Source organism: Geodermatophilus sp. URMC 64 (assembly GCF_053502555.1).
The window spans coordinates 2742830-2767597 of record NZ_CP199955.1; the positions used below are offsets into that span (position 1 = coordinate 2742830).

Consider the following 24768-nt stretch of genomic DNA (forward strand, 5'->3'; position numbering starts at 1 on the left):
CGCAGCTCACCGTCCTCGGCGTTCTGCCGCGAGCACCTCGGATGACGTTCGGGCGCCGACCCGTCGTCTCACGGCGCCGATGGTCGTTGCCGGACGACCGGCCGAGGGGCGATGCTCGTTCATGGCCTCGAATCCGTCGTACGAACAGTCGAAGCAGGTCGCCGAAGCCAGCCGCGAGACCGAGTGGACGAAGCCGTCGTTCGGCAAGGAGCTCTTCCTCGGCAACTTCCGCCTCGACCTGATCCACCCGCAGCCCGAACTCGATCCGGCCGCCGTGCGGAAGGGTGAGGCCTTCCTCGAACGCCTCCGCGCCTTCCTCACCGAGCGCGTCGACCGGCAGCAGATCGAGCGCGAGGCGAAGATCCCGGGGGACGTCGTCCAGGGTCTCGAGGAGCTGGGCGCCCTCGGCATGAAGATCCCCGAGGAGTACGGGGGACTCGGGCTGAGCCAGGTCTACTACAACAAGGCCCTGGCCATGGCCGGCACCTGGCACTCGGCGATCTCGACGCTGCTGTCCGCGCACCAGTCGATCGGCCTCCCTGAGCCGCTGCGCCTCTTCGGCTCCGAGGAGCAGAAGCGGGAGTGGCTGCCCAAGCTCGCCACGGACCACATCTCGGCGTTCCTCCTCACCGAGCCGGACGTCGGCTCGGACCCGGCGCGCATGAGCACCACCGCGCTGCCGACCGAGGACGGCACGGGCTACCGGATCAGCGGCACGAAGCTGTGGGCGACGAACGGCGCGGTCGCCGACGTGGTCGTGGTCATGGCCGTCGTCCCGAAGTCCGACGGCCACCGGGGCGGCATCACCGCCTTCATCTGCCCGTACGACCGCGCCGGCATCACGGTCGAGCACCGCAACGAGTTCATGGGGCTCAAGGGCCTCGAGAACTCGGTGACCCGCTTCGACGACGTCTTCGTCCCCAACGAGGACGTCATCGGCGGTGAGGGCAAGGGCCTGCGGATCGCGCTCACCACGCTCAACACCGGCCGCCTGTCGCTGCCCGCCTTCTGCCTGGGGGAGGCCAAGTACGCGCTGCGGATCGCGCGCGAGTGGTCGGCCGAGCGCACCCAGTGGGGCAAGCCCATCGGCAGGCACGACCCCATCGCGCAGAAGCTCGCCTGGCTCGCGGGCACGGCGTTCGGGCTGGAGGCGGTGCTCGACGTGTCCAGCCGCCTGGCCGACGACAAGCGCAACGACATCCGCATCGAGGCCGCACTCGCCAAGCTCTACGGGTCGGAGCTCGGCTGGACCGCCGTCGACGAGATGGTCCAGATCCGCGGTGGCCGCGGGTACGAGACCGCCGAGTCGCTCGCCCGGCGCGGCGAGAAGGCGGTGCCGGCCGAGCAGATGCTGCGCGACATGCGGATCAACCGCATCTTCGAGGGCTCCACGGAGATCATGCACCTGCTGATCGCGCGGGAGGCCGTCGACCAGCACCTGCGCGTGGCCGGCGACCTGGTCCGCGTCGACGCCCGTCTCGCCGAGAAGACGAGAGCCGCCGGGAAAGCCGGCGCGTTCTACGCGAAGTGGTTCCCGACGCTGACGACGGGCGCCGGTCAGCGTCCCGGCGCGTTCGCGGAGTTCGGCGAGCTGGCCAGGCACCTGCGCTACGTCGAGCGCCACGCGCGCAAGCTCGCGCGCTGCACCTTCTACGCGATGGGCCGCTACCAGGCGCGCCTGGAGCAGAAGGGCCGGCTGCTCGGCCGGATCGTCGACATCGGTGCGGAGCTGTACGCGATGGCGTGCGCGTGCGTCTACGCGGACACCGTCGCCCGCGAGCAGCCCGACCGCAGGCAGGGGGCCTACGAACTGGCCGACCTGTTCTGCGGCCAGGCCCGCCGTCGGGCCGACCGGCTGTTCGCGGAGCTGTGGGCCAACGACGACGACGTCCAGTACCGGGCCGCGCAGCAGGTCCTCGCCGGCCGCTACGGGTGGTTCGAGGACGACGTGCTCGACCCGGCGGGGGACGGCCCGATGATGCCGAGGCAGGCGGTGCCGGCCGCCGAGCGGTTCGCCGAGGAGTCGTCGTCCGTCGAAGCGCCCACGGTGGGGGCGACGGCCGCCTCGTAGGAGCGCGCCGCCGTCGCGGCGTCAGGTCACCGGTGGTGGGATGCTGTCGGCGCTCGCGGCCAGCACGGGGTCCCAGTCGCAGGCCGTGCACGAGTGACGGACGACCGAACGCCCGAAGGTCACCGCCTCCCGGTGCGGGTCTCCCGCGCGGCGCACGTCGTCCCAGTCGAGCAGGAACTCGCCGAGGCCCGGTTCCCAGCGAGCGGCGCGCGGCTCGAGCCGGGCGTCCGGGTAGCCGGTGGGCGCCGGGTGGGCGTAGCCGTAGAAGGCCGCGCGGGGGTAGCGCTGGTCCCCGGGCCACCAGCCGACGGCGATCTCCTGGGCGTCCATGGCATTGCGCATGATGAAGTCGTCCGACGGCGGGTCCGCCGGCCGTCCCGAGAAGAAGCTCACCGCGAGGTCGAACGACCCCCACCACGCGTTGAGCGGGGTCGAGCGGCCGCGGTACGGAGCACGGAGTTCGGCGAGGGCCAGGGCGGCGCGGGTCGCCGCGGCGAAGTAGGCCCGCACCTGCTCGGGGTCGTACGTGGCGTGCTCCTCGTCCTCGTCCAGGGGCGTGGACCAGGGGGTCTCCTGGGGCCGGGGGTCGATCCTCACCGGCCCGGCCATCTCGCGAACGGCGGCGAGGACCTCTCGCGTCACCTCGCCGACGGACCGGTGCGGGGTGAGCGGGACCTGTTGCTGCCGCCCGTCGCTGTGCTCGACGACCGTGCGGTGCGCGTGCAGGTCCAGGAGGACCACGAGGGCCCCGGATCCGTCCGGTGCGGGCAGCGGCTGGGTCTCCCAGCCGCGGCCGGTCATCCGCAGGGCGGCGTGCTGCAGCTGCGGCTCGGGTGGCGCGAGGCCGGCCGCGAGCTTCCCGAGGACCTGGGTGTGCGCGTGCAGGGTGTCGCAGGTGGCCTGCCAATGCTCGTAGGGGAGCGCCGGCCAGTCCCGGGAGGAAGGCACGGCACAAGGTAGCGCCGAGGAGGGCAGGTCGGGGGTCGGTCGAGTCGCCGACCGGTTCGAGGAGCCGTTCCGGTGGCACACTCGACCGATGCCTGAGCGGTACACCGCCGTCGGCCCGGTCCCCGCCGTGCGGGGGATCCGCACCCGTGCGGACATCGGGCGGCTTCCGGAGCACATCGCAGGCGGAGGCCCGCCACGAGGCCTGTCCGGACCGGTTCTTCATCGTGGGGTTCGGGCGACGGTCGAGCGGGGCGTGTGGGTGGCGGACGGCGAACCGGACGCCTGAGGAGGAGGAGATCCTCGAGATGGTCTTCACGATCCAGCCGCACGTACGGCTTCAGGAGTGGGTGGCCGAGGAGCACGGGTTCTTCACCGCGGAGGGACTGGACTACGAGTTCGACGTCCACGGCTTCGACATGGGTTCCGCGGCGACCGTGAGCTCCGCCGGCTCGGCCCCGCTCTCGGTGCGCAGCGGCGCCTTCGAGGACATGGAGGCCGGCCGCTCCTCCGACGTCTCCTGTGCCTGCCACTGGGCCGTGAACGCGGCCGCCAGTGCCCAGCACGGCAAGATGTACGGAAAGGCGTACTCCGTCTGCCCCGCCGGCATCTACGTCGCGCCGGACTCGGAGCTGACGCGGCCGGAGGATCTCGCGGGCGTCGAGGTGGGCGTCGGCTACCACTCCGGCAGCCACTACTCCGCGCTCCAGGCGCTGGAAGCGTTCCTGGACCGGGAGGACGTCGCCCTGACCTTCGCCGGCCGGCCCTTCGACCGGGTCCGGCTGGCGCTCGCGGGCCGGGTCGCCGCCGTCAACGTGTGGGGGGCTCAGGCCTACCTGCTCGAGCAGCAGGGGTTCCGCAAGCTCGTCGACACGTCGTTCGTCATGGGCTTCCTGCTGTCCGCGCACGCGGACGCCCAGGACGTCGAGCGGTACTTCCGGGCGCTCCTGCACGCCCAGCAGGAGATCGACCTCGAGCTGCCCCGCCACAGCCACCACTGGGCCCGGGAGCTGCCGCCGGACCTGCTGGAGCTGGTCGACGTCCGCCGCTTCGGCCCGGGGGAGCGGATCGTTCCCCAGCCCTACACCCGGGAGATGTTCGAACGGACGCAGGGCTGGATGCGGGAGTGGGAGCTGCTCGACGTTCCCGTCGCGGCCGGCGCGCGCTACCAGGACGCCGTCGTCACCTGAGGCAGCACATCTGCCGTCGGTCGTCGCCGGTCGGTCCACGCCCACGGTGTGCTACCGGGGGGCCGGCCTTCGGCGACCGCCAGCCCGAACATGTGTGCCCCCCGGTCACCGATCCGGGGCGGGACGGTGTCGGTGTCCGAGGGGCGACTCGACACGCACGCACGTGGTTCCGCCCGTGGGGGGACCCCTCGAGTCATCCCTGCTCGGGGTCTGCCTCTTCCGCGAACTCCCTGAAGGCCGCGAAGGCGCGTGGACCGTACACGGTGCCCGGTCCGCCGTTCATCGCGATGGCGACGCCGAGCGCTTCGGCGACCTCCGACTCGCTGGCGCCGGTCCGGACAGCACCACGAGCATGGGACGCGATGCAGCCGTCGCACTCCTTGCTGACCGCGATGGCCAGCGCGATCAGTTCCTTCGTCTTCTGGTCCAGCGCCCCGGCGGCGTATGCCGCGGCGTGCATTCGGCGGTATCCGTCATAGACCTCGGGGAGCGCGCGACGTAGCGCGAGGGCCGGTTCGCGGAGCTCCGCCTGAACGGCATGGCCGTGTCCCATGACGTGATGCTCGCAGTTGCCGTGCCGCGGGGCGCGGTGGCGCGGGACTCGGGGCGAGGCCGCCTGCCCGTCAACCGGAGCGTGCACAGGCCGGACCAGGCGGTTGTCCGGCGTCCGCCCGCCGGCGGGATGCGGGCCGTGTCACGCCGGGGCAGGCCATCACTTCGTCCCGACACCGATGTTGAGCCGAGCGGTCAGCACGACAGCGCCCTGGTCGTCGCGGCGTTCACGCAGCATGCCGTCGAGGGTTCGGCGCACCGCGGCCTGCTGCTCGGCCGTGAGGTCGCCGACGATCATCCCCGTGATCGGGTTGCTGTTGAGCATCCAGTCCCACAACTGCTGTCCGGAACGGAGCTCGAGTCGTTCTTCATGAGTGGTGTCCACCGTGACGTCACCCAGTCCGGCATCGACCAGGCGCTGGCGCAGCACGTCCGGATCCGCCACTTGGAACTCCAACGGCGGGGGATCGTCCGGCAGTCCCTCGAAGTCGGGCGCCACGGCACGCAGCGCCTCGATGAAGACCTGCAGCGCCTCGAAGTGCGCCGGTGAGCCGTAGGTGATCATCAGAACCCGCCCTCCGGGTCGTGTCACCCGGACCATCTCCCGCAACGCCACCGCCTGGTCCGGGACGAGCATGACGCCGAACTGCGAGCCGGTGATGTCGAAGGTGTCGTCCTCGAGGTCGAGGGCGTGCGCCTCCATCACGCGCCCCTCGGCGTTCTCGAGCCCTTCGTCGTGGACCCGCGCCCGGAACCGATCGATCATCGCCGGAGACCAGTCCGTGGCCAGGACCTTCGCGCCGAGGCGGGCGGCGGGCAGGCTGAGGCCGCCCGGCCCGGCCGCGACGTCGAGGAAGCGGTCGCCCGCCGTCAGTCCGGCGAGGCTGAGACCCGCGTGCGCGAACGGCTCCTCGCCAGGCGCGACGAGCTCGTCGTAGCCGGCTGCGATCACGTCCCAGGCCTCGGGCGGAGCCACCTCGTGGTGCGTCGCCATCGGCGTCACGTCCATGCCCATGGGTCTGTCCTCCCACTCGGCCCGCCGGCACCCGGGGGAGTGGGTGCCTGCTCGTGGTGACGCTAGGAAGCCCGGGACGGCCGCACATCGGGAGAATCATGGAGATCGCTACGACCGGGGATAGGTATTTCTGCGGAGGTGGCCCGGACCAGGTGGTGCGAGTAGGCGTAGGCCGTGGCCGCCGAGCGGGACGGCAGTCCCAGTTTGGTGAAGATGCTGCTCACGTGGGTGGCGACCGTCTTCTCGCTGATCGAGAGCTCGGCGGCGATCGCCCGGTTGGTCCCGCCCGTCGCCAGCAGCGTCAGTACCTGCATCTCGCGTGCGGTGAGCCTGCCATCGCAGCGGTGGGCCGTGCCCGGCGACAGCGCTTCGACCGAGGCCAGGTCCGGCCTCGCGTCGAGCTCCCGGAACACCGACCGTGCCGCGTCCAGCTCCAGCTGTCCGCCGCCGGCGTCCCCCAGGGACCGGCAGGCAAGCCCGAGCAGCACCCGGGCACGTGCCGCCTGGTACGGCGCCTCCAGATCGCACTAGTCCGTCACCGCGCGGCGGAGCAGGGCCGAGGCGGCGCGCATGTCACCTGCCGCCAGATGCACGGCGCCGGCCGCGTGCCGGGCCGCTGCGGACAGCATGGGCATGTCCCGCCCGGAGGCGAGCGCCGACAGTTCATCGACCGCGGCACGCGCGGCCACCACGTCTCCACCGGCCAGCACGACCTCGACATAGGGAGCCAGGAGTCTCGACCGCGTCGCCGGATCCTCGGCCTCGTCCAGGACACGGCGCATGGCGGTGACGGCCTCATCGACGCGGCCCTGCCGGAGCCGTAGCTGCGCCAGGCCGGGTTCTGGCCGCCGTCCACATCGATGGGCCTGCCGGTATGCCTGGTCCGCGGCGTCGAACTCACCCCGGAGACGGTGGAGCTCGGCCCGCACGTAGTGCGCGGCGCCCAGAGCCCGTGAACCAGTGGGCCAGACAACACGGTCGCAGGCGCGCTGCACCTCGGCCAGCGCTTCCGCCCACGCCCCGCGCAGCAGCATCAGCTCGGCACGGTGCACCAGGCATGGGCCGCGAAAGGCCACCAGCTGCGGCTGGCCCTCGCACCAGCGGGTGAGCGCTGCGGTCCACTCCTGGGCCCGGCGTACGTCGCCGACCTCCTGGCACCCCTCGATCACCGTGCAGTACACGTCGCCGACCACAGTGGGCGACACTTCCCGGGCGGTGACCGCCACCATGGCGTCGTCCAGCAACGCCATTCCCGCCGCGACCTCGCCGAGGTAGATCCGACAGCGGCCGCGGCCGACCCGGGCCAGCGCTGCCAGCTGGGGATCGTGGAAGCGCTCGCCGGTCGCGGCGGCCTGGGCGAATCCCGCGCTGCCACCGGCCGCGTCGCCCTCGAACGTCCGGCGGAGGGCCGCGGCGTAGCACAGATAGCCCTGCTCGACGCAGTCCAGCGCGTGCTCGTCCAGCAGCCGCTGAGCCCGGTGGATCCAGCCACCCGCGCGGGCCGGCTGACCCGCGTTCAGCAGGACGAAGGTCAACCAGAACGCGCAACGGACCGCGCGGGCGACCTCGCCGAGCCGGATGCACGTGTGATGAGCACGTCCCCAGGCGTCGACGCTCTCCTCGTCGTGGCCGCTCAGGTGAGCGGCCGCCGCGAGCCGCTCCAGGTCCCCCAGCTCCAGCGGTACCGCGCGATCCGCGGCGGACAGTTGCGACCACGCGTCGGCCCAGGCCTGCCGGCCGAAGGACCGACGTCCCTGATCGACCGCATCCGCCATGGGGAGAGTCTCGCCCCGTTCCGGCCCGTTCGGCTCCGCCGCGTGAGCGCCGCATCGAAACGACCGGCCGCACGCCTCGGGCACGGAAGGCCGTTCCAGCGGGCCGGGGAATCATGCGCCCCCGTACGCGTTGACAGGAGCGAGGCACCGACCACGGGACCCGAGCCGGTCGTCCGACGACCACGTCGCCGTGTCGTGGTCACCGGCCCGTGCACGGGGGACGCCGGTTGCCTGTGAGACGCTTGCCGTGGCCCGCGGCGTCGATCCTCGCCGGATCCGCCGGCCGGCTCGGCGCTCGGAGCACCGGGTTCTCCGCTCGGGACGTCCCCGTCCCGTCCGCGGGACCGCGCGGCATGCCGCCGCGGCGACGGTGCCGGCATTCCAGAGGAGGAGTCTGTGGCTCGACCAGGCCAGCGCCGGACGGGCGCTCGCCGTCCCGCCCCGCGCAACCAGCGACGTGCCCGTCACCAGGGCGACGTCATCGCGGTGCTCGCCCGGACCGTCCGCGAGGTCGAGGCGGCCGCCCAGCGCGGGCGCGTGACGCCTGCCGTCCGCGCGACGTTCCAGGCGGTCGCCCTGCTGCTGCGGGACGAGCGGGCCCGCGTCCAGGCCGAGGGCGGGAGCGACAGCCACCGGACCGAGCAGCTCAAGCGCCTGGACGGGATCGCGCAGATCCTCGCGACCACCGCGGTCCGGGACGCCGCGCTCATGGCGCTGCTCGCCGAGGACGCCGTCGTCTCCGACGCGGCCCGGTCGGTCAAGCGCGAGCTGCTGAAGGCCGGCGGCGTCGAGCCGCCCCCGGAGGAGGCGCCGCCGACGGCGCCCCCCGCGGCGCCGGCAGCCCCCGAGCGCCGCGTCGTGCCGCAGTCGGTGATCTCCCGGCAGCTGGCCAACCCGTTCCTGGCCCCCGACTTCTCGGCTGTTCCGCAGCGGGTCTCCCGTCCGCGCCGGCTGGCCGGGTGGGAGCTGCTCGGCCCGCTGCTGAGCTCCTTCGAGCGCGCCGGGAGCGGCGATTCGGCGATCATGCCCCTGCCCGCGCCGTCCTCGCTGCGGGGCCCGAAGGGGCTGGAGCTGATGCCGCACCAGGCGCAGGTCGTCGCCGCGGCCGGGGCCGGCCACCGGACCTTCCTGCTCGCCGACGAGCCGGGCCTGGGCAAGACGGCCCAGGCCCTGCTCGCCGCGGAGGCGGCGGCCGCCTACCCGCTGCTCGTGGTCGTGCCGAGCGTCGTCAAGACCAACTGGGCGCGCGAGGCCGGCATGTGGACGCCGAACCGGTCGGCCACCGTGGTCCACGGCAACGGGGACGAGGTCGACGGCTTCGCCGACATCGTCGTCGTCAACTACGAGGTGCTCGACCGCCACGTGGGCTGGTTCGGCGACTTCGGGTTCCGCGGCATGGTCATCGACGAGGCGCACTTCATCAAGAACAAGGCCTCCCAGCGCTCGCAGCACGTGCTGGAGCTCGCCGAGCGCATCCGGGCCCGGAGCCCGCGACCGCTGCTGATGGCCCTCACCGGCACCCCGCTGATCAACGACATCGAGGACTTCCGGGCGATCTGGCAGTTCCTCGGCTGGATCGACGACACCAAGCCGCTCGGCGAGCTGGTGGACGCACTCGAGGACACCGGTCTGACGCCCGCCGACCCGGGCTTCTACCCGGCCGCCCGCCGCTGCGTGATCGACCGCGGCATCGTCCGCCGCCGCAAGGTCGACGTCGCCGCCGACATCCCCGCCCGCCGCATCGCCGACCTCCCCGTCGAGCTCGACGGGCCGGCCGGCCGGTCGATCCGGGCGGCCGAGCGCGACCTCGCGCGCCGGATGGTGGCCCGGTACGAGCGCGCGCTCGCGGCCCGCGGGTCCGACGACGTCGTCGAGGGCATCGACGCGGCCCTCGTGCGCCGGGTGGCCCGCGCGGAGCTGAAGGACGCCACCACGACGACCGGCGAGAACGTGTTCACCATGATGCGGCGCATCGGCCAGGCGAAGGCCGGCCTCGCCGCCGACTACGCGGCGCAGCTGGCCCGGAGCGCCGGCAAGGTGGTGTTCTTCGCCAAGCACGTGGACGTGATGGACGCCGCCGAGGAGGCCTTCACCCGGCAGGGCGTGCGCTTCTCGTCGATCCGCGGCGACCAGACCCCCTCGGTGCGGCAGAAGAACATCGACGCCTTTGTCAACGACCCCGACGTCGCCGTCGCGGTCTGCTCCCTGACCGCGGCCGGGGTGGGTCTGAACCTGCAGGTCGCCTCCAACATCGTGCTCGCCGAGCTGTCCTGGACCGACGCGGAGCAGACCCAGGCCATCGACCGCAGTCACCGCATCGGCCAGACCGAGCCGGTCACCGCGTGGCGCATCATCGCGGCGCAGACCATCGACGCCCGGATCGCCGAGCTGATCGACAGCAAGGCGGGGCTCGCCGCGCGGGCGCTGGACGGATCGGACGACGAGGTCGTCCCGTCGGCCGACGTGCAGCTCGATGCGCTGGTGGCGTTGCTGACGGACGCGCTGCGGGCGTCCTGAGGACAGGGAACCGCCCCGGGCACCAGACCAGCAGGAGTCCCGGGGCGATCCGGATCGTCACACCGGGCGATCGAGCAGCTCGCGCAGTGTCTGATCGATGAACTGGTTGTCGGGTTCGTGGAAGCCGAGACCGGCGAAGTGGCCGTAGACGGTGTCGATGACCCGGACCTCGCCCTGCGGGATCGACTTCGACCACGCCTCCTCGTCCTCGGGCGGGAAGTAGAGGTCGGTCCGCGCCGGCATGGAGACGACGGGGCAGCGGATGGAGCGCAGCGCGGCCTCGGTGTCCCCGTCGAAGCCCGGGGTCCTGCCGACGTCCCCGTTCTCCCAGGTCCACAGCATGGCCAGCAGGTCGTTGGGGTCCTTGTCGTCGAGCCAGTAGCCCTCCCACCAGCCGACCAGGAAGTCCTCGAGCGTCGAGTGGCCCATGTTCCGGTACTCGCGCTGCCAGTAGAACGCCTGCGACAGCCCCCAGCCGGCGTAGATGCGGGCGAACGCGCGCATTCCGCGCGTGGGTGGCGCGTCGGGGGAGTAGAGGCCGCCGTCGAAGACCGGGTCCAGGGTCAGCGCCGCCCGCAGGCTCTTCAGGAAGACCTTGTTGTGCTCGCTGGTCTTCGGCGCGCCGACGATGGGCGCGGCACGCTTGACCATCTCGGGGTGGCTGACCGCCCACTGGTAGGTCTGGGCGGCGCCCATCGAGGACCCCAGGACCAGCTCCAGCGACTCGATGCCCCACTTCTGCGTGAGCAGCCGGTACTGCGCCTCGATCTGGTCGTAGAAGGTGACCGGCGGGAAGTACGGCCCGTTGAAGGGCGGCGGCGTGTTGCTCGGCGAGCTCGACAACCCGTTGTTGATCTGGTTCGGCACGACGATGAAGTACTGCCCCGGATCGCAGGCCAGGCCCGGCTCGATCGTCCACTCGTTGGCGTCGTGCCAGGCGCTGAACCACGTCGGGTGCAGGATCACGTTGGACTTGTCGGCGTTGAGCGTGCCGTAGGTCTTGTAGGCCACTTTCGCCCCGCGGAGGACCCCGCCGTGCTGGAGCGGGAGATCTCCCACGTCGAACAGCTCGTAGTCGGTTGGCGCTGGCATGGCCCCTCCGTTTCCTCGGTGGCGTGGGGAAAGCCTCCAACCCGGCCCGGCGCCGGGGCAACGGGGCCGGCGAAGAAGGCCACCTTCGCTGCCGCCGGCGAGCGGAGGGCGCCCGGCGACAGGTGCCGGTCCCGCGCGGTCGGGACGCCCGCGATCACGTCATGTCGACAGCGATCTTCAACTGGCCCGGCCGGGGAGTGATGGCGGCGCTGAAGGCCGCCTGCACGTCAGTCACGGGGTGGACGTGGCTGACATAGCAGTCCCGCAGGCCTGGGTGCGCCGCCAGGTAGGTGCCGGCGTCCGCCAGCACCCGGCGCCGCTCCAAGGTGACGCCGGAGCGCAGGGTCAGGTTCTTGCGCAGGAAGGTCATCATGTCGAACGGGTAGACCGGGTCGTCCGGGACGCCGAAGTAGAAGATCTGACCGCCGGGTGCCACGGCGTCCAGCGCCGGCTGCAGCGTCGATATCTGGTGGCCCACCGCCTCCACGACCACCGACGGCCGGTCTGCGTCGGACAGCGAACTCGCCCACCGCTCGGCCCGGGCGGTGACGACCTCGTCGACGCCGAAGGCGGACGCGACGTCGGTGCGGTCGACCGGGTCCACACCGGTCACCCGCGCCGCGCCGCGGGCCTTGAGGACGTGGCTGAACAGCAGGCCGATCGGGCCCTGACCGATCACTCCGACCGTCTGCCCGGAGACGTCGCCGAGCTGCTCGACGGCGTAGAGCACGCAGGCCAGGGGTTGCAGCATGACCGCCGTGGTGGCCGGCAGGCCGGTGTCGTAGCGGGCCAGGCCGTCGCCGTCGGTGACCACGAGCTCGGCGATGCCGTCGAACATGGACGCCCAGCCCACGACCAGGTCGCCGGGGGAGTGGTCGGGATGCCGGCTGGCGACGACCTCCCCGACGATCTCGTGCATCGGGAAGCCCGGCGCCCTCGTCGCCCCCCAGCCGTCCTCCGCGGCCGGGTGCGGCCACACGCCACCGCGGAAGTTGGGCAGGTCGCTGCCGCAGATGGCGCCGGCGCGGGTGGCCAGCAGCACGTGCCCCGGCGCCAGGGCCGTGGGATCCGGGGCCGCGACCTCCACCTGTTCGAAGCGGAAGGGACCGCTGAGCGTCTGTGCCCACATGGATGTTCTCCGTCCTGCAGCGCACGCCGGTACCTGGATGGTGCGCCCAGCCGTCGGCCTCGATGGGAGCCATGGTCGAGCACTGCGGTTCTGGGCCGGAGGGTGGGACAGGACCACGGCCGGCCCTGCCGGCCGAACCGCCCCTGTCCCCGCTGCCCTGAGCGCCCGCTCGAGCTGCTGCCCTTCCGCTGGGAATGGCACGATGCGGTCATGGCACCGCCACGGATGCCGGCCGGTCGGGGCGGGACGGCATTCGTCCTCGGTGGCGGGGGAGTCCTCGGTGCGGCTGAGGTCGGGATGCTGCAGGCCCTGTTCGAGCACGACGTCCGTCCCGACCTGATCGTCGGAACGTCGGTGGGCGCGATCAACGGCGCGTTCGTCGCCGCCGACCCGGCGCCGAGCGCGGTGGCCCGGCTGCGCGGCCTGTGGGAGGACATGGCCTCCGAAGGGATCTTCGCCGGGTCCGTGCTGTCCCGTGTGGGCACCCTCGTGCGGACCCGCACCCACCTCCACCCGCGGGAGCCGCTCCGGGATCTGCTCGCTGCGCACCTGCCGGTGCAGACCTTCGCCGAGCTGCGTGTCCCGTTCCAGTGCGTCGCGGCCAGCATCGAGCGGGCCGCCGAACGCTGGTTCACCGACGGTGCCCTGATCGACGCGGTCCTCGCCTCCTCCGCGGTCCCCGGGCTGCTGCCGCCGGTCGAACTCGAGGGCGAGCACTACCTCGACGGGGGGCTCGTGCATAGCATCCCGGTCGGCCGGGCGGTCGCGCTCGGCGCCGACACGATCTACGTGCTGCACGTCGGCCGGATCGACCGTCCCCTGCGCCCGCCGACCCAGCCGTGGGAGGTCGCGCTCGTCGCCTTCGAGATCGCCCGCCGGCACCGGTTCGCCGCCGACCTGGCCACGCTCCCACCCGGTGTCACCGTGCACGTGCTGCCCTCCGGAGACCCGGCTCCGGCCGGGGCCGGGAACCTGCGCTACCGCGACTTCTCCGGCGTGCCCGCCCGAATCGTGCAGGCTCACGCCGCGGCCTGCGGCTACCTGGACGGCGTCGGCGCGTCCCGTGACGGAGGGGCCTGAGTTGCTCCCGCCTCGCCGCGTCCGGCGGATCACCGGGCCGCTCCTCATCGGGGCGCTCGTGGCCGGGGTTGCCCTGCTGCCGGTGCTCGTCGTCCTGGCGGTGGTCGTCTCGGTCTTCCTGCCCGGGCGCTGGCGTGCCCTGCGGCTGCTCGGCTTCGCGCTCGTGTACCTCGCGCTGGAGGTCGCGGCGCTCGTGGCCGCGGCGGTGCTGTGGGTCCTCAGCGGCTTCGGTCGCCGGCTGGACACCCCCGTGTTCCGGGCGGCTCACTACACCGTTCTGCGGCTGGTCCTCGACGCACTGATGCGGGTGGCGCGGCGGCTGTTCGCCCTGCGGCTGGTCACCGACGGCGAGTCCTGGTCGCCGATGGACGACGGGGTGCCCGGCTCCACGAACGCCATGGTCGTGCTCTCGCGCCACGCCGGTCCGGGCGACTCGTTCCTGCTCGTGCAGACGCTCATGAATCGCGACCATCTGCGTCGGCCACGCATCGTGCTCAAGGACGTCCTGCAACTCGACCCGTTGATCGACGTCCATCTCAACCGCCTGCCCAACCATTTCGTGTCGGCCGGTCCGGGGGCGGGGGAAAGGTCCGAGGCGGCGATCGCCGAGCTGGCCCGCGGTCTGGGTGAGGAAGACGCGTTGCTGATCTTCCCGGAGGGCGCGAACTTCACTCCGCAGCGCCGGACGCGGGCCATCCAGCGGCTCCGCGACCGGGGGCTGCGGTCCGCGGTCCGCCGGGCCGAGGCGATGCGCCGCGTGCTGCCACCGCGGCCGGGCGGGGTCGTAGCGGCGCTGACCGCGGCGCCGCACGCCGACGTCGTGTTCGTCGCGCACACCGGACTGGAGCACCTGAGCACGGTGCGGGACATGTGGCGGGGCCTGCCCATGGACAAGACCCTTCACCTGCGCTGGTGGTTCGTCCCCGCCGCCGAGGTGCCCCGGGAGGAGGCACGGACGACCGACTGGCTCTACCGGTGGTGGGAGACGATCGACGCGTGGATCACCGCCACGTCGGACGCATCACGCCAGGCCGGGCACCGCTGACCCCTGTCCTCGAGACTCTCGCCGACCGAGCGCGCCGTCTTCGAGCTGCGCGAGGCCTGCGACGTCGGCTACGACGAGATCGCGGCCGGCGTCGGCAAGAGCCCCGCGGCCGTCCGGCAGATCGCGCACCTCATGGTCGAGGACGCTCGCATCAGCGGTCTCTACTACATCCGCAAACCCCTGAGGCTGACCCGCATCGCGACCGAGACCTCGCTCACCTCGCGATGAACAGCCGTGCCGCCGGCACTGCGGGGCACGGTGGCGCTGCGCGGCGAGAGGAGCAGCGTGGTCGCTGTCCGGACGGCCTCGATCCAGAGAGGAACCGTGATCGGCTGGAGGCGATGCGGGACATATGGTCAGTCATGCCTGTGACGGCGGATGACGTCGCCCGATTCGAGCGATCGAGGCCCCGTCTGGAGGCCATCGCCTACCGTCTCCTCGGCTCCGCGGACGAGGCAGAGGACGTCGTGCAGGAGACGTTCCTGCGCTGGCAGGCCGCCGACGTCGACCGCGTCGAGGTCCCCGAGGCCTGGCTGACGAAGGTTCTCACGAACCTGTGCCTCAACCAGCTCACCTCCGCGCGGGCACGCCGCGAGACCTACGTGGGCCGATGGCTCCCCGAGCCGCTGCTCGCGGGGGACCCGATGCTCGGCCCGGCCGACACCGCTGAGCAGCGCGAATCGGTCTCGTACGCGGTCCTCACGCTCTTGGAGCGCCTGGCCCCCAACGAACGGGCCGTGTACGTGCTGCGGGAGGCCTTCGACTATCCGCACCGGGAGATCGCCGAGATCCTCGACATCACCGAGGCCGCCAGCCAGCAGATCTTTCACCGTGCAAAGAAGCACGTCGCGTACGGGAAAGCCCGCAGCGACATCGACCGGGCCACCGCGCGGCGGATCGCCGAGGAGTTCCTCGCGGCCGCCGCCAGCGGTCGGCCCGACGAGCTGGTGCGCCTGCTCACCAAGGACGCCGTCTCGGTCGGCGACGGCGGTGGGAAGGTTCCGGCACGCACCAAGGCGTTCGAGGGCGCCGTCGCCGTCGCGAGGTTCGTGTGGGGCATGTTCAGGCCGGCGGAGGCCAAGCGAGCCATCGTCGGCGGCACGCCCGAGGTGTACGCCTGGGACGCCAACGGGGAGCCCGCCGTCGTGGCCGTCGTCGGCGGCCGGGTGGTCGCCGTCATGTGCCTGGAGGTCACCGCCGAGGGCATCGCCGCCTGCCGCACCCAGGCCAACCCAGTCAAGCTCGAGCGGGCGAGCGAGCAGTGGGCGGCCACCGACCACGGAGAGCCCCTGCTCCGGTTGTGACGCGCATCACTGCCGGCTCTCGTCAGGAATCGGGAGGCCGTCCGGTTCAAGTGGCGCCATCCGAACCGGACAGCAAGGGAGCCGACGATGAGAGTGCTGGTGGCGGGAGCGACCGGAGCGCTGGGCAAGGAACTCCTGCCGCGTCTGGTCGCTGCGGGACACGAGGTGTTCGCCATGGTCCGCAGCGAGTCCAGCGAGGCCAGGGCTGCACAGCTGGGCGCGGTACCGGTGGTCGCCGATGCGCTGGATCGCGCCGAGGTCGAGGCGGCCGTGCGCCAGGCGAGCCCGGAGGTGATCGTCCACCAGCTGACCGCGATCGGGCACATCGACACCCGCCACTTCGATCGCAGCTTCGCCGCCACCAACCGGCTGCGGATCGAGGGCACCGACAACCTGCTCGCCGCCGCACGTGCTGCCGGGGTGCGACGGTTCGTCGCGCAGAGCAACGGCGCGTTCACGTACGCGCGGACCGGGGGGCCGGTCAAGAACGAGGACGATCCGCTGGACCGGTCGCCGGTCGACCAGATGGCGCCGATGATCGCCGCGGTCGAGCACCTGGAGAAGTCCGTGCTGGGCGCCGCGTGGACCGAGGGGATCGTGCTGCGCTACGGCGCGTTCTACGGACCCGGCACCTCCATGGCGGCAGGCTCCGAGCAGCTCGAGTTGATCCGCAAGCGCAGGTTCCCCGTCGTCGGTGACGGCGGCGCGGTGTGGTCGTTCGTCCACATCGCCGACGCCGCCGAGGCCACGGTCGCAGTAGTGGGGAACGGCGGCCGAGGTGTCTACAACATCGTCGATGACGACCCTGCCCCGGTCGCCGAATGGCTGCCGGAACTCGCAGCGGTGCTGGGCGCCGAGGAGCCGATGCGCGTACCGCGGTTCGTCGGACGGCTGGCCGCCGGACAGGCCGGCGTCGTGCTCATGACCGAACTGCGCGGCGCATCCAACGCCAAGGCAAAGCGCGAGCTGGGCTGGGTGTTGCGCTACCCGTCGTGGCGTCAGGGCTTCAAGGAAGAGCTGGCGTGACGGCGGAGGGGCGATGCGGGGAACCACCGGTGGGAGCTACGGGCCTGGTCGTGGCGCGGATCTTGGCCGGCGCCAGGCACGGCTGACTACCGCCGCTTCGGGCTCCTGGTCCAGCGCCATAGTTGGATGCCCGCCGGGGTGCTGAGGAGCAGGACGGCCAGCGTGAAGCGGCCCCACGGCCCCTCCACGTTGAGCCACTGCAGCGCGAAGTACAGCAGCGGGATCCCGAAGGGCAGCAGCGTCACGGCGACCGCGAGACGCCCAGTGCGGGTCAAGTGCTCCCGCCGCCAGATCCACGACTCGCGCCGGCGCTGGTGACTCGTCTCCCGGCCGGACTCCCCCAGGGCGACGTGGAGGTACCGGCTGCCGCTCACTCGGCCTGGAGCTTCTGGACGGAGACGGGGTGGCTGTCCGCTCCGACTGCGCGGGCGACGTAGAGCTGCCCGCTACCCGCCCTGCGTCGTCCTCTTCGCATGCCCGTGTCTCCCCCTCCGTCGACGGACTCAGGATGTGGCCAATGCGACGTGCTGTCATAGACACACACGGTGATGTCACTCTGCTGAGCGAGAGCCTGCCTCCGGCTCCACCAGTGCAGTCGCTGCCTACTCGATGCCGTACCGCCCAACGCTCACCTGGCCGCGTCGGCGCTCGACTGCGTGGAGTCCCTGTCGCCCAGCGCTGCCGGTCCAGCACGTCCTTGTGCAGCAGGGCGAAGAAGCGGCGACGCCGCCGACGTCTCACTGGTGCCCGACAACACGGCGGCCGGGGCGATGGCCGCGCAGCACCTGATCTCGATCGGCCGGCGGCGGATCGCGCACATCTCCGGCGACGTGGGATACGCGGCGGTCCGCGACCGCGCTCTCGCCGGCGGGGAACCAGGTGCTGTACGGGCACTGGTCGGAGGCATGGGTCGGGCGGCCACGGCGACGCTGGTCGACCAGGCGCTGGACGTGGACGCGATCGTGTGCGGGTGGATCAGAGCGCGCGCGGCGCGTGCCGCGGCCATGCACGTGCCGGGCCCCGGCGCGTCCAGTTGCTCACCGCTGCGGCGTGTTCGACCTCGCGGTTGACCGGGTGACCCTCCGCGACCCGTTCGTGGCGACGTCGTCGTAGAGGATGGCCATCCGGTCGAGGAACCAGTTCTTCCCGGCCATCTGGATCGCCAGTCCGAACAAGACCATCCAGCCGTTCCGCGCCACCAGGCCTCTCGCGATGAACGGCATGCCCAGTGCACTGACGACGCCGAGCACGTTCGGCGCGACCCGGTGACGCGGAGGAACGGGGACGTCCTTCCGCTTGGCCCAGTAGGTCTCGCCCAACACCGCCTTGGACGCCCAGTGGTCCAGCGAGCGCGGTGGCGGGAACGCTCTGGGGTTGATCGCGGTCCAGGCGCACACCAGTCCCACCGGGACGAGTGATCGCCACCCGATCCGGGTCCGGCTCCAGATGGCCGCCGCCAGGAGCGGCGGGATCGGGATGCGCGTGTAGACGCTCAACGGGTTGGCGTGGCGCTGCCACGCGTCCCCCTCGAGCCCGAATGCCTTGGCCATCCTGGCGTCCATTGACATGTCGATGCCTCCGTGCGTGCCCACCGCTCACTTCCTGGCCCCAAGGGTTCCGACTGCCGGCGGAGTGGCACAACCCCGCCTCGGCAGGTGGCGTGCCCTCGCCATCGCCTCGAGCCGGTTCCGGTCACGGCACTGCTGGGCGCGGGGCTGCCCCGATGCGCCGAACTCTGGCCGGGCTTGCTGGTGGAGTGTCCTGACAGCGAGGGTGAACTGCGGTGATCGGGGCGGCGCCGCACGAGCGCAGCGAGTCCCGGACCGCGCAGCGCCACGGCTCTCGACACCAGGCGCGGTCGCGCTCGGCTCGAACGGCGCACCGGCCGCCACCCGATCGAGCGGCGGTGTCGCCGATCCGCCGGCGCACGGGGATGCTCGAACGGGGGCCGCCGCGGGTGACCGGGAAAGGGAGGCGTGGGGTGAGCGACAGCGGTGCGCCGGTCGACCCGGACGAGCCCGAGGCGCGTGGGGGAGCGGCGATGGTGGTGCCGTCGGCGTCGCGCGGGTCGGCGCGCGGCACCCTCGACCGGCGCCGGGTGCTGGGTGCGGCCGTGGAGTTCATCGACGAGCACGGCATCGACGCGCTGAGCATGCGGCGGCTCGGCGCGCACCTCGGCGTCGAGGCGATGGCCCTGTACCGGTACGTCCCCAGCCGGGAGCAGCTGCTCGACGGCGTGGTCGAGACCGTCGTGGCCGAGCTCTACGGCGACCCGGACGTGCACCTCGAGGCCTCGCACGGCTGGCAGGACTACCTGCAGCGCCTGGCGCACGGCGTCCGGCGGATCGCGCTGGCGCACCCGGCCGTGTTCCCGCTCGTCGCCACCCGGCCGCCGGCGGCGCCGTGGATCCGCCCGCCGCTGCGCAGCCTGCGCTGGGTGGAGAGCTTCCTGAGCACTATGACCACCCACGGCTTCTCCGACGGGATGGCCGTGGCTGCCTATCGCGCCTACACCAGCTTCCTGCTCGGGCACCTGCTCCTGGAGGTGTCGCAGCGCGGCGTCCCGATCAGCTCGCGCGACGACACCGAGCCGGCCGGCGAGGGGGACGCCGACCTCAGCTCCTACCCCTCGGTCGTGCGGCTGGAGTCGCTGCTCAGCGAGGACGAGTCGGCCGCCGAGTTCGAGGAGGCACTGGAGAACCTGCTCGACCGGCTCGGCCGGGAGCTGCGGGAGTCGCGACGCCGGCCCTAGCCGGATGGCGGCCTGTGTCCGCAGGGTCGGTTTACGCTGTACACGACCCTCAGCCGCTGGGACGGAGCCGCATGTCCTCGAGCTCGCCGCTGCGCCCGACGGGTGAGATTCGCCTCCTGACCGAGGACGGCAGGTGCGTCCTGCACCTGCGCGGCGAGATCGACACGGCCGTGGTGACGGCGTTCGAGGCGGACACGGGGGCCGCCGTGCGGCACCGGGAACGCATCGACGTCATCGACGCAGCGGACGTCACCTTCCTCAACTCCGTCGGTGTGCGGGCGCTCATCCAGCTGACCGAACCGGCTCGCTCGGCGGGCCACCGGCCGGTGTTGCGGCGGCCGTCGAAGGCCACGCTGCAGGTGCTGCGCGTGGCCCGCCTCGACGAGCTGTTCGACGTCATCGACTGACGTCACCGATCGGCAGTTTACGTTGTAAAGCACCGGGTAGTCGCTGGGTCGCCGGTCCGTCGCAGGAGCGCGTCGGCAGATACCCATCGATGCCGGGAGGGCACATGATCAGCACGGACAGCATCAGCCGGGTGGTCGGCAAGGACGTCTACGACGAGTCCGGACAGAAGATCGGCTCGGCCTCCGAGGTCTACCTCGACGACGAGAGCGGCCAGCCGGAGTGGGTGACGGTGCGCACCGGCCTGTTCGGCACCAAGGAGTCCTTCGTCCCGATCCGGGACGCCGACCTGACCGACGACGGCCTGCGCGTACCGGTCAGCAAGGACCGGGTCAAGGACGCGCCGAAGATCGACACCGAGGGCCACCTGTCGCCGCAGGAGGAGCAGGAGCTCTACCGCTACTACGGCCTGGGCGTCGGCTCGGGCGCCGGCCAGGACAGCTACCGGACGACGGACACGACCACCGAGTCGACGACGGGCATGGCGACCACCGGCATGAGCGACACCGGCCGGGCCGGCTACACCGACACCGACGCCCCGGGCACCGTCGGGCACGACACCTCCGGCCCGACCACGGACGACGCGATGACCCGCTCGGAGGAGCGGCTCAACGTGGGCACCCGCTCGGAGGAGGTGGGCCGCGCCCGGCTGCGCAAGTACGTGGTCAGCGAGAACGTGACCGAGACGGTGCCGGTGTCCCGCGAGGAGGTCCGGGTCGAGCGCGAGCCGATCACCGAGGCCAACGTGGGCGCCGCGATGGACGGCCCGGCGATCAGCGAGGAGGAGCACGAGGTCACCCTGCGCGCCGAGCGGCCCGTGGTGGAGAAGGAGGCCGTTCCGGTCGAGCGGGTCCGCCTGGACAAGGAGACCGTGACCGACCAGGAGACCGTCTCCGCCGACGTGCGCCAGGAGCAGATCGAGGTCGAGGGCGCCGACACCGACCGGCGCTGACCAACGGCCGGCCCGCGTCCCGAGGGGACGCGGGCCGGCCGACGCCGTCGGTGTTCGCCGAGCCGGGAAGAGGCCGTCAGGGTCCGAACGGTGGACGCCGACCGGCTCGCCGACTCCCACCGGCGCATCGCTCGGGCCGAGCACTCGGTCGAGCGGCGCATGCTCGCAGACGCCGAGGACGTGCCCGACCCCGAGAGCGCCCGGACCCGCACACGGACGATCTGGAGAACGCCCGGGGGCCCCCGGACGTGGGTCGTCCCAGCCCCGTTCGGGCAGGCCCGCTACGGCCCCGGGTCGGTGGTCGGGCGACCATCCAGCTCGTCGGCCCGCGCCAGCTGTCGGTCCGCGTCGGCGGACATGGCCCGGGCCCGCTGCCGCGTCGACGGCCCGTCCAGGCCGGAGCCATCGACGGCGTCGGCGACGTCGAGCAGCTGCTCCTCCACCTCGTGCAGGTGCTCACCGATTCGGCGGTGCGCCCGAGCCAGCACGTCATCGGAGAGCGGCATCGGCGCGGGCATCGGGTCCGGCGTCGCCGACCGGTCAGGGGCGGGCATGCCGATGCCCATCCGCGTCGAGCAGCCGGGCCGCGTCGATCCGGACACGGATTCGTCGGAGGACCTCCACTGCGGCCGGGCCGGTCACCGCCGGCCACGACCGCCACGGCTTCGACGTCACGCGGCCATCCTGGCCCTCCCCGGCCGGCCGCGGTCAGTCGGCCCCCGGACCGTCCGGTACCGCGACCCGTGTCCATGTCATCGCGGCCGGCGAGCATGGCCTCACGTCACGAGACCGGCTCACGCGTCGAAGGCGGCTACCGCGAACACCCAGTCGGGCAGGCCGCAGTGCGGCGTCCTGCGACCGGCTGCATCCGAACGGCATACCGCCGCCGAAAGACCGGCATGCAGCAGCGAATGCGCACCGGCGGCTCCCGCATCCCGAACGGTCGCCGGAGAGCAGCGTCCGCGGTGACCACATCTGGCCCGCCCACCGGGACCAGTGCGATCGAGGAGTTCAACGATGATGCGCTGACCCTGACCACCCAGATCGGCCAGGACGGCGAGGTCACCGTGTCGGTGGTCGGAGAGGTGGACGCCTACACCGCCCCGATGCTGCGGTCGGTCGTGGACACCGAGCTGGAGCGGCACCCCTCGGAGCTGGTGCTCGATCTGCGCGGGGTGCGGTTCCTCGGCTCGGCCGGCCTGGCCCTGCTCGTGCAGACGCAGACGTCGGCCGACGCCCGCGGCATCCCGCTGCGGCTGATCGCCACCACCCGTCCGGTCACCCGGCCGCTGGAGGTCACCGGGCTGATCGACCTGTTCACCGTCTCCGGCGACGCGCGGTAGAGACGATCCGGCGCGACTCCGCCACCAGGCGTTGTCAGTCGTCGGCGGCCCTGCTCCGTCCTGCCGCGCCTCTGGTCGACCGCCTGGGCCGACGTCGCCCCGGTCCGGCTTTCGCGCCAAGCCGTGGAGACGCCACCCAGCCACCGAGCCGGTCCATTCCCGCCGGTGCCATGCCAGGACGGCGGCCCGTCCGGCCCGCGGCGAGGGCCGCCGACGTCACGCCCGGGCCTCCAGGAGGTGGAGCTGCCACTGGCCGGGCACCCCCTTCAGCGGGGTGAGTCCCCGCTCGCGGAAGCGCAGACCTTCCCCGCGACGAGGTCCTTCACCGTGCTGGACACGAGCACCTCGCCGGGAGGCACGCGACCCCCATCTGGCGATGGCCTGGCGGCTGCTGGCCGCGACCGGCATGCGGCGCGGCGAGGCGCTGGTCCTGCGCCGGCGCGACGTCGATCGTGAAAGCGGGCAGGCTCGCGGTGCGCCGCAGCGTCGGCGTGGTCAGGGACGAGGGCGCCGGCGAGCGGCTGGTCGAGGGCTCCACCTAGAGCGGCCGGTCGCGGGTCGTCGAACTCGACGCCCGAACCGTGGCCGCGCTGCGCGCCGACCGCACGACCCGGGGCATGCTGACCGTGGACGTCCTGCGCGATTCCGCGCCGGTGATCAGTGACCTCGACGGCGGCTACCGGCACCCGGAGGGATTCTCCCGCCGCTTCACCGAGCAGGTCGGCCAGGCTCGCAGGGCCCTGGGGGAGGATCAGCTGCCGGCGATCCGGCTGCACGACCTGCGCCACACGCACGCCACGCTGCTGCTCGCCGACGGGGTGCCGGTCAAGGTCGTGTCGGAGCGGCTCGGCCACGCCGGCGCCATGATCACGCTCACCGTCCACCAGCACGTCCACCCGGGGAGCTCCCTCGGGCTCCTGACCAGCAGGAGCATCGGGGTGATCGAGTGCCCGAGAGGGGACTTGAACTCCTGTCTGTAGCTAGCCATCCAGATGCGTTGAGATGCCCTGAGCTGCGATTTTTCCTTCTGGTAGCGGCTCCGCCTGGCCCCAATCTGCATCCAGATACACCCGAATGCGCCGCAGGCAGTATCACGCGGAGTATCACGAACCGGGTCCGGACAAGAGGGGGACTTCGGCGGGGACCACGTCGTTCGAGGCCTGGCGCCTGCTTCTAGGCCACGTGATCAGGGTATTAGCCGCCGAGCCACCTACCGCTCGTGCGCCGGCGCCAGCCGGTTCTCTTGTGGCGGCGCAGGTCAATCTCTGAGGGGCCCTGTCGGCCCGCGGAGGTTCAGCCAAAGGTGAACGCGTAAACCTGAACAGCGGCATCGAGGAACGTGATTTCGAAGGTTCGATTGGTGACCGGACCGGGCTGCCGGATGAGCTGGTAGAGGCGCGAATCGGTCACGATCCCGTTGCCGTGCTCGTCGACATCGTCCCCGCGCGCTTCGCCCGGCGGTTGTCCGTCGATGAGCACCTGGAAACGAGCGGACGCGCCGGCCGCCATCGGTCCCATGACGAGATGGAGATCACGGGCGTGGAAGCGGTAGACGATCCGCCCCATGGCTGCACTGAGCATGGTGGCTTGGTCCGCCACCGTCCAGTTGCCGGACAGGGCCCACTGATTGCGCCTCAGCGCCTCAGGGGCCGTGTCGATGTGGCGTCTGCCCGGCGCAGCGTCGCGAGCGTTCGCGAAGTTTCGAGTGCGCTCATGCCCGGTGTAGTTCTCGTGGCGACCTCAGGTTGGCCCAGTCGGCGGCCACCTCAGCACCGTGGGCCTCGACCGATACAAGTTCGTGGCCCGCGTCGGTGGATCCAGTCTCGACCGAGAGCTGTTGAAGGATCATCTCCGACTGCTGGTACTCGCCTTCCCCGAAGTGATGGTGTCGGATCCGCCCCTCGGCGTCGCCGAAATAGAGAGCCGGCCAGTAGTGGTTGCCGAATGCGCGCCAGACCGCGTAGTTGCTGTCGAGTGCGACCGGGTACTCGGTTCTCATCTCCCGCACTGCCCGGTCGACGTTGTCGACGTTGCTCTCGAAGCCGAACTCTGGCGTGTGTACGCCGACTATCACCAACCCTTGGCCGGAGTACCTCTCGCGCCACGCGCGGAGATAGGGAAGCTGCCGTAGCCAGTTGATGCAGGTGTGGGTCCAGAAGTTGACCAGGACGACCTTCCCGCGCAGCGCGGCCACGGTCAGCGGGGGCGAATTGAGCCACCCCGTCGCGCCGCTGAAGGAACGGAGTTCACCCTCGACGGGCAGCCGGGGCGAGACTGTGTGCAGCCCGGCAGGCACGGGCGGTTGTGCGCTCATGGGTGCCTTCCATTGACTGGATGCCGAAGCCGGCCGTCGGGCCGGTCATCAGTGGATGTGCGGTTGCTAGGCGGGCCGGGAGACGAGCACCGCGTCGACCGGGGTCGGACACTTCGGGCGGATACCGGGTGCGTGGCCCCGGCTCCCGGTGGTACGGCTCTGTGCAGGGGCAGGGAGGGCGCACGAGCAACGGCGTGTGTCGGTACGACTCGGGGCGACCGAGTGGCTCACCGTGAGCCACTCGGTCGCCTGGCCGAACGA

Annotated in this window: 24 protein-coding genes and 1 pseudogene; 13 read left to right on the forward strand and 12 right to left on the reverse strand. The window is 72.0% G+C overall.

Going from position 1 to position 24768, the window contains the following annotated elements:
• Positions 1-121 precede the first annotated feature (121 nt).
• Complete coding sequence (locus ACWIYF_RS13425; protein WP_448628637.1) at positions 122-2071, forward strand: acyl-CoA dehydrogenase family protein; 1950 nt, start codon at positions 122-124, stop codon at positions 2069-2071.
• A 21-nt stretch (positions 2072-2092) separates the two neighbouring features.
• Here ACWIYF_RS13425 and ACWIYF_RS13430 read toward each other — a convergent pair whose 3' ends face one another.
• Entirely contained in the window at positions 2093-3019 is a 927-nt protein-coding gene (locus tag ACWIYF_RS13430) for a DUF5996 family protein (RefSeq protein ID WP_448628638.1), read from the reverse strand.
• Positions 3020-3324: 305 nt separating this feature from the next.
• Between ACWIYF_RS13430 and ACWIYF_RS13435 the strand changes: the two genes are divergently transcribed.
• The gene (locus ACWIYF_RS13435; protein ID WP_448628639.1) at positions 3325-4206 is read left to right on the forward strand and encodes an ABC transporter substrate-binding protein; all 882 of its coding nucleotides are present in this window, start codon (positions 3325-3327) and stop codon (positions 4204-4206) included.
• A 193-nt stretch (positions 4207-4399) separates the two neighbouring features.
• On the opposite strand, the gene ACWIYF_RS13440 is transcribed toward ACWIYF_RS13435, so the two are convergent.
• The 4 genes from ACWIYF_RS13440 to ACWIYF_RS13455 form a co-directional block, all read right to left on the reverse strand.
• Complete coding sequence (locus ACWIYF_RS13440; protein ID WP_448628640.1) at positions 4400-4759, reverse strand: carboxymuconolactone decarboxylase family protein; 360 nt, start codon at positions 4757-4759, stop codon at positions 4400-4402.
• Positions 4760-4918: 159 nt separating this feature from the next.
• Positions 4919-5773, reverse strand: coding sequence for a class I SAM-dependent methyltransferase (locus ACWIYF_RS13445; RefSeq protein ID WP_448628641.1), 855 nt, complete (start codon positions 5771-5773; stop codon positions 4919-4921).
• Positions 5774-5835: 62 nt separating this feature from the next.
• On the reverse strand, positions 5836-6261 hold the full coding sequence (locus ACWIYF_RS13450) for a response regulator transcription factor (protein ID WP_448628642.1): 426 nt from the start codon (positions 6259-6261) through the stop codon (positions 5836-5838).
• A gap of 39 nt (positions 6262-6300) precedes the next feature.
• The gene (locus tag ACWIYF_RS13455) at positions 6301-7548 is read right to left on the reverse strand and encodes a DNA-binding response regulator (protein WP_448628643.1); all 1248 of its coding nucleotides are present in this window, start codon (positions 7546-7548) and stop codon (positions 6301-6303) included.
• A 396-nt stretch (positions 7549-7944) separates the two neighbouring features.
• Between ACWIYF_RS13455 and ACWIYF_RS13460 the strand changes: the two genes are divergently transcribed.
• Positions 7945-10065, forward strand: a complete 2121-nt coding sequence (locus tag ACWIYF_RS13460) for a DEAD/DEAH box helicase (RefSeq protein ID WP_448628644.1) — start codon at positions 7945-7947, stop codon at positions 10063-10065.
• 57 nt (positions 10066-10122) lie between these two features.
• On the opposite strand, the gene ACWIYF_RS13465 is transcribed toward ACWIYF_RS13460, so the two are convergent.
• On the reverse strand, positions 10123-11157 hold the full coding sequence (locus ACWIYF_RS13465; protein ID WP_448628645.1) for an alpha/beta fold hydrolase: 1035 nt from the start codon (positions 11155-11157) through the stop codon (positions 10123-10125).
• A gap of 154 nt (positions 11158-11311) precedes the next feature.
• On the reverse strand, positions 11312-12286 hold the full coding sequence (locus tag ACWIYF_RS13470) for a zinc-binding dehydrogenase (protein WP_448628646.1): 975 nt from the start codon (positions 12284-12286) through the stop codon (positions 11312-11314).
• 210 nt (positions 12287-12496) lie between these two features.
• On the opposite strand from ACWIYF_RS13470, the gene ACWIYF_RS13475 reads away from it, so the two are divergent.
• The 5 genes from ACWIYF_RS13475 (at position 12497) to ACWIYF_RS13495 (ending at position 16741) form a co-directional block, all read left to right on the forward strand.
• Complete coding sequence (locus ACWIYF_RS13475) at positions 12497-13366, forward strand: patatin-like phospholipase family protein (RefSeq protein ID WP_448628647.1); 870 nt, start codon at positions 12497-12499, stop codon at positions 13364-13366.
• Between the two features lies 1 nt (position 13367).
• A complete protein-coding gene (locus ACWIYF_RS13480; RefSeq protein WP_448628648.1) occupies positions 13368-14411 on the forward strand; it encodes a lysophospholipid acyltransferase family protein in 1044 nt (347 codons plus the stop codon).
• A gap of 3 nt (positions 14412-14414) precedes the next feature.
• Complete coding sequence (locus tag ACWIYF_RS13485; RefSeq protein WP_448628751.1) at positions 14415-14639, forward strand: sigma factor-like helix-turn-helix DNA-binding protein; 225 nt, start codon at positions 14415-14417, stop codon at positions 14637-14639.
• A gap of 134 nt (positions 14640-14773) precedes the next feature.
• Positions 14774-15715: an RNA polymerase sigma factor SigJ gene (gene sigJ / locus ACWIYF_RS13490; protein ID WP_448628752.1), complete on the forward strand. Its 942-nt coding sequence runs from the start codon at positions 14774-14776 to the stop codon at positions 15713-15715.
• 99 nt (positions 15716-15814) lie between these two features.
• Positions 15815-16741: an NAD-dependent epimerase/dehydratase family protein gene (locus ACWIYF_RS13495; protein WP_448628649.1), complete on the forward strand. Its 927-nt coding sequence runs from the start codon at positions 15815-15817 to the stop codon at positions 16739-16741.
• A gap of 86 nt (positions 16742-16827) precedes the next feature.
• Here ACWIYF_RS13495 and ACWIYF_RS13500 read toward each other — a convergent pair whose 3' ends face one another.
• Both ACWIYF_RS13500 and ACWIYF_RS13505 read right to left on the reverse strand, forming a co-directional pair.
• Positions 16828-16986, reverse strand: a complete 159-nt coding sequence (locus ACWIYF_RS13500; protein WP_448628650.1) for a hypothetical protein — start codon at positions 16984-16986, stop codon at positions 16828-16830.
• Positions 16987-17778: 792 nt separating this feature from the next.
• Positions 17779-18291 carry a DUF6653 family protein gene (locus tag ACWIYF_RS13505; protein ID WP_448628651.1) on the reverse strand — a complete coding sequence of 171 codons (513 nt, stop codon included), beginning with the start codon at positions 18289-18291 and terminating at the stop codon, positions 17779-17781.
• A gap of 431 nt (positions 18292-18722) precedes the next feature.
• On the opposite strand from ACWIYF_RS13505, the gene ACWIYF_RS13510 reads away from it, so the two are divergent.
• The 3 genes from ACWIYF_RS13510 to ACWIYF_RS13520 all read left to right on the forward strand — a co-directional run bounded on the left by ACWIYF_RS13510 (position 18723) and on the right by ACWIYF_RS13520 (position 20850).
• A complete protein-coding gene (locus ACWIYF_RS13510) occupies positions 18723-19493 on the forward strand; it encodes a TetR/AcrR family transcriptional regulator (RefSeq protein WP_448628652.1) in 771 nt (256 codons plus the stop codon).
• 71 nt (positions 19494-19564) lie between these two features.
• Positions 19565-19900, forward strand: a complete 336-nt coding sequence (locus tag ACWIYF_RS13515; RefSeq protein ID WP_448628653.1) for an STAS domain-containing protein — start codon at positions 19565-19567, stop codon at positions 19898-19900.
• A 104-nt stretch (positions 19901-20004) separates the two neighbouring features.
• On the forward strand, positions 20005-20850 hold the full coding sequence (locus ACWIYF_RS13520; RefSeq protein WP_448628654.1) for a DUF2382 domain-containing protein: 846 nt from the start codon (positions 20005-20007) through the stop codon (positions 20848-20850).
• A 281-nt stretch (positions 20851-21131) separates the two neighbouring features.
• On the opposite strand, the gene ACWIYF_RS13525 is transcribed toward ACWIYF_RS13520, so the two are convergent.
• Positions 21132-21404 (reverse strand): hypothetical protein, encoded by a 273-nt coding sequence (locus ACWIYF_RS13525; protein WP_448628655.1) that lies wholly within the window; start codon positions 21402-21404, stop codon positions 21132-21134.
• 411 nt (positions 21405-21815) lie between these two features.
• On the opposite strand from ACWIYF_RS13525, the gene ACWIYF_RS13530 reads away from it, so the two are divergent.
• Together ACWIYF_RS13530 and ACWIYF_RS13535 are read left to right on the forward strand one after the other, a co-directional pair.
• Positions 21816-22193, forward strand: a complete 378-nt coding sequence (locus tag ACWIYF_RS13530) for an STAS domain-containing protein (RefSeq protein WP_448628656.1) — start codon at positions 21816-21818, stop codon at positions 22191-22193.
• A gap of 581 nt (positions 22194-22774) precedes the next feature.
• The gene (locus ACWIYF_RS13535) at positions 22775-23173 is read left to right on the forward strand and encodes a tyrosine-type recombinase/integrase (protein ID WP_448628657.1); all 399 of its coding nucleotides are present in this window, start codon (positions 22775-22777) and stop codon (positions 23171-23173) included.
• Between the two features lie 313 nt (positions 23174-23486).
• On the opposite strand, the pseudogene ACWIYF_RS13540 reads toward ACWIYF_RS13535, so the two are convergent.
• Both ACWIYF_RS13540 and ACWIYF_RS13545 read right to left on the reverse strand, forming a co-directional pair.
• Positions 23487-23867, reverse strand: a pseudogene (locus tag ACWIYF_RS13540) (thioredoxin); the annotation flags it as partial.
• 37 nt (positions 23868-23904) lie between these two features.
• On the reverse strand, positions 23905-24507 hold the full coding sequence (locus tag ACWIYF_RS13545) for a redoxin domain-containing protein (RefSeq protein ID WP_448628658.1): 603 nt from the start codon (positions 24505-24507) through the stop codon (positions 23905-23907).
• Positions 24508-24768 lie beyond the last annotated feature (261 nt).

What these genes read in the sequence shown, in the direction of transcription:
- ACWIYF_RS13440 (WP_448628640.1), bottom strand. Translation starts at nt 4,759, where the DNA reads ATGGGACACGGCCATGCCGTTCAGGCGGAGCTCCGCGAACCGGCCCTC.
- ACWIYF_RS13425 (WP_448628637.1), top strand. Translation starts at nt 122, where the DNA reads ATGGCCTCGAATCCGTCGTACGAACAGTCGAAGCAGGTCGCCGAAGCC.
- ACWIYF_RS13445 (WP_448628641.1), bottom strand. Translation starts at nt 5,773, where the DNA reads ATGGGCATGGACGTGACGCCGATGGCGACGCACCACGAGGTGGCTCCG.
- ACWIYF_RS13470 (WP_448628646.1), bottom strand. Translation starts at nt 12,286, where the DNA reads ATGTGGGCACAGACGCTCAGCGGTCCCTTCCGCTTCGAACAGGTGGAG.
- ACWIYF_RS13515 (WP_448628653.1), top strand. Translation starts at nt 19,565, where the DNA reads ATGTCCTCGAGCTCGCCGCTGCGCCCGACGGGTGAGATTCGCCTCCTG.
- ACWIYF_RS13475 (WP_448628647.1), top strand. Translation starts at nt 12,497, where the DNA reads ATGGCACCGCCACGGATGCCGGCCGGTCGGGGCGGGACGGCATTCGTC.
- ACWIYF_RS13435 (WP_448628639.1), top strand. Translation starts at nt 3,325, where the DNA reads ATGGTCTTCACGATCCAGCCGCACGTACGGCTTCAGGAGTGGGTGGCC.
- ACWIYF_RS13505 (WP_448628651.1), bottom strand. Translation starts at nt 18,291, where the DNA reads ATGGCCAAGGCATTCGGGCTCGAGGGGGACGCGTGGCAGCGCCACGCC.
- ACWIYF_RS13465 (WP_448628645.1), bottom strand. Translation starts at nt 11,157, where the DNA reads ATGCCAGCGCCAACCGACTACGAGCTGTTCGACGTGGGAGATCTCCCG.
- ACWIYF_RS13520 (WP_448628654.1), top strand. Translation starts at nt 20,005, where the DNA reads ATGATCAGCACGGACAGCATCAGCCGGGTGGTCGGCAAGGACGTCTAC.
- ACWIYF_RS13525 (WP_448628655.1), bottom strand. Translation starts at nt 21,404, where the DNA reads ATGCCCGCCCCTGACCGGTCGGCGACGCCGGACCCGATGCCCGCGCCG.
- sigJ (WP_448628752.1), top strand. Translation starts at nt 14,774, where the DNA reads ATGCCTGTGACGGCGGATGACGTCGCCCGATTCGAGCGATCGAGGCCC.
- ACWIYF_RS13545 (WP_448628658.1), bottom strand. Translation starts at nt 24,507, where the DNA reads ATGAGCGCACAACCGCCCGTGCCTGCCGGGCTGCACACAGTCTCGCCC.
- ACWIYF_RS13455 (WP_448628643.1), bottom strand. Translation starts at nt 7,548, where the DNA reads ATGGCGGATGCGGTCGATCAGGGACGTCGGTCCTTCGGCCGGCAGGCC.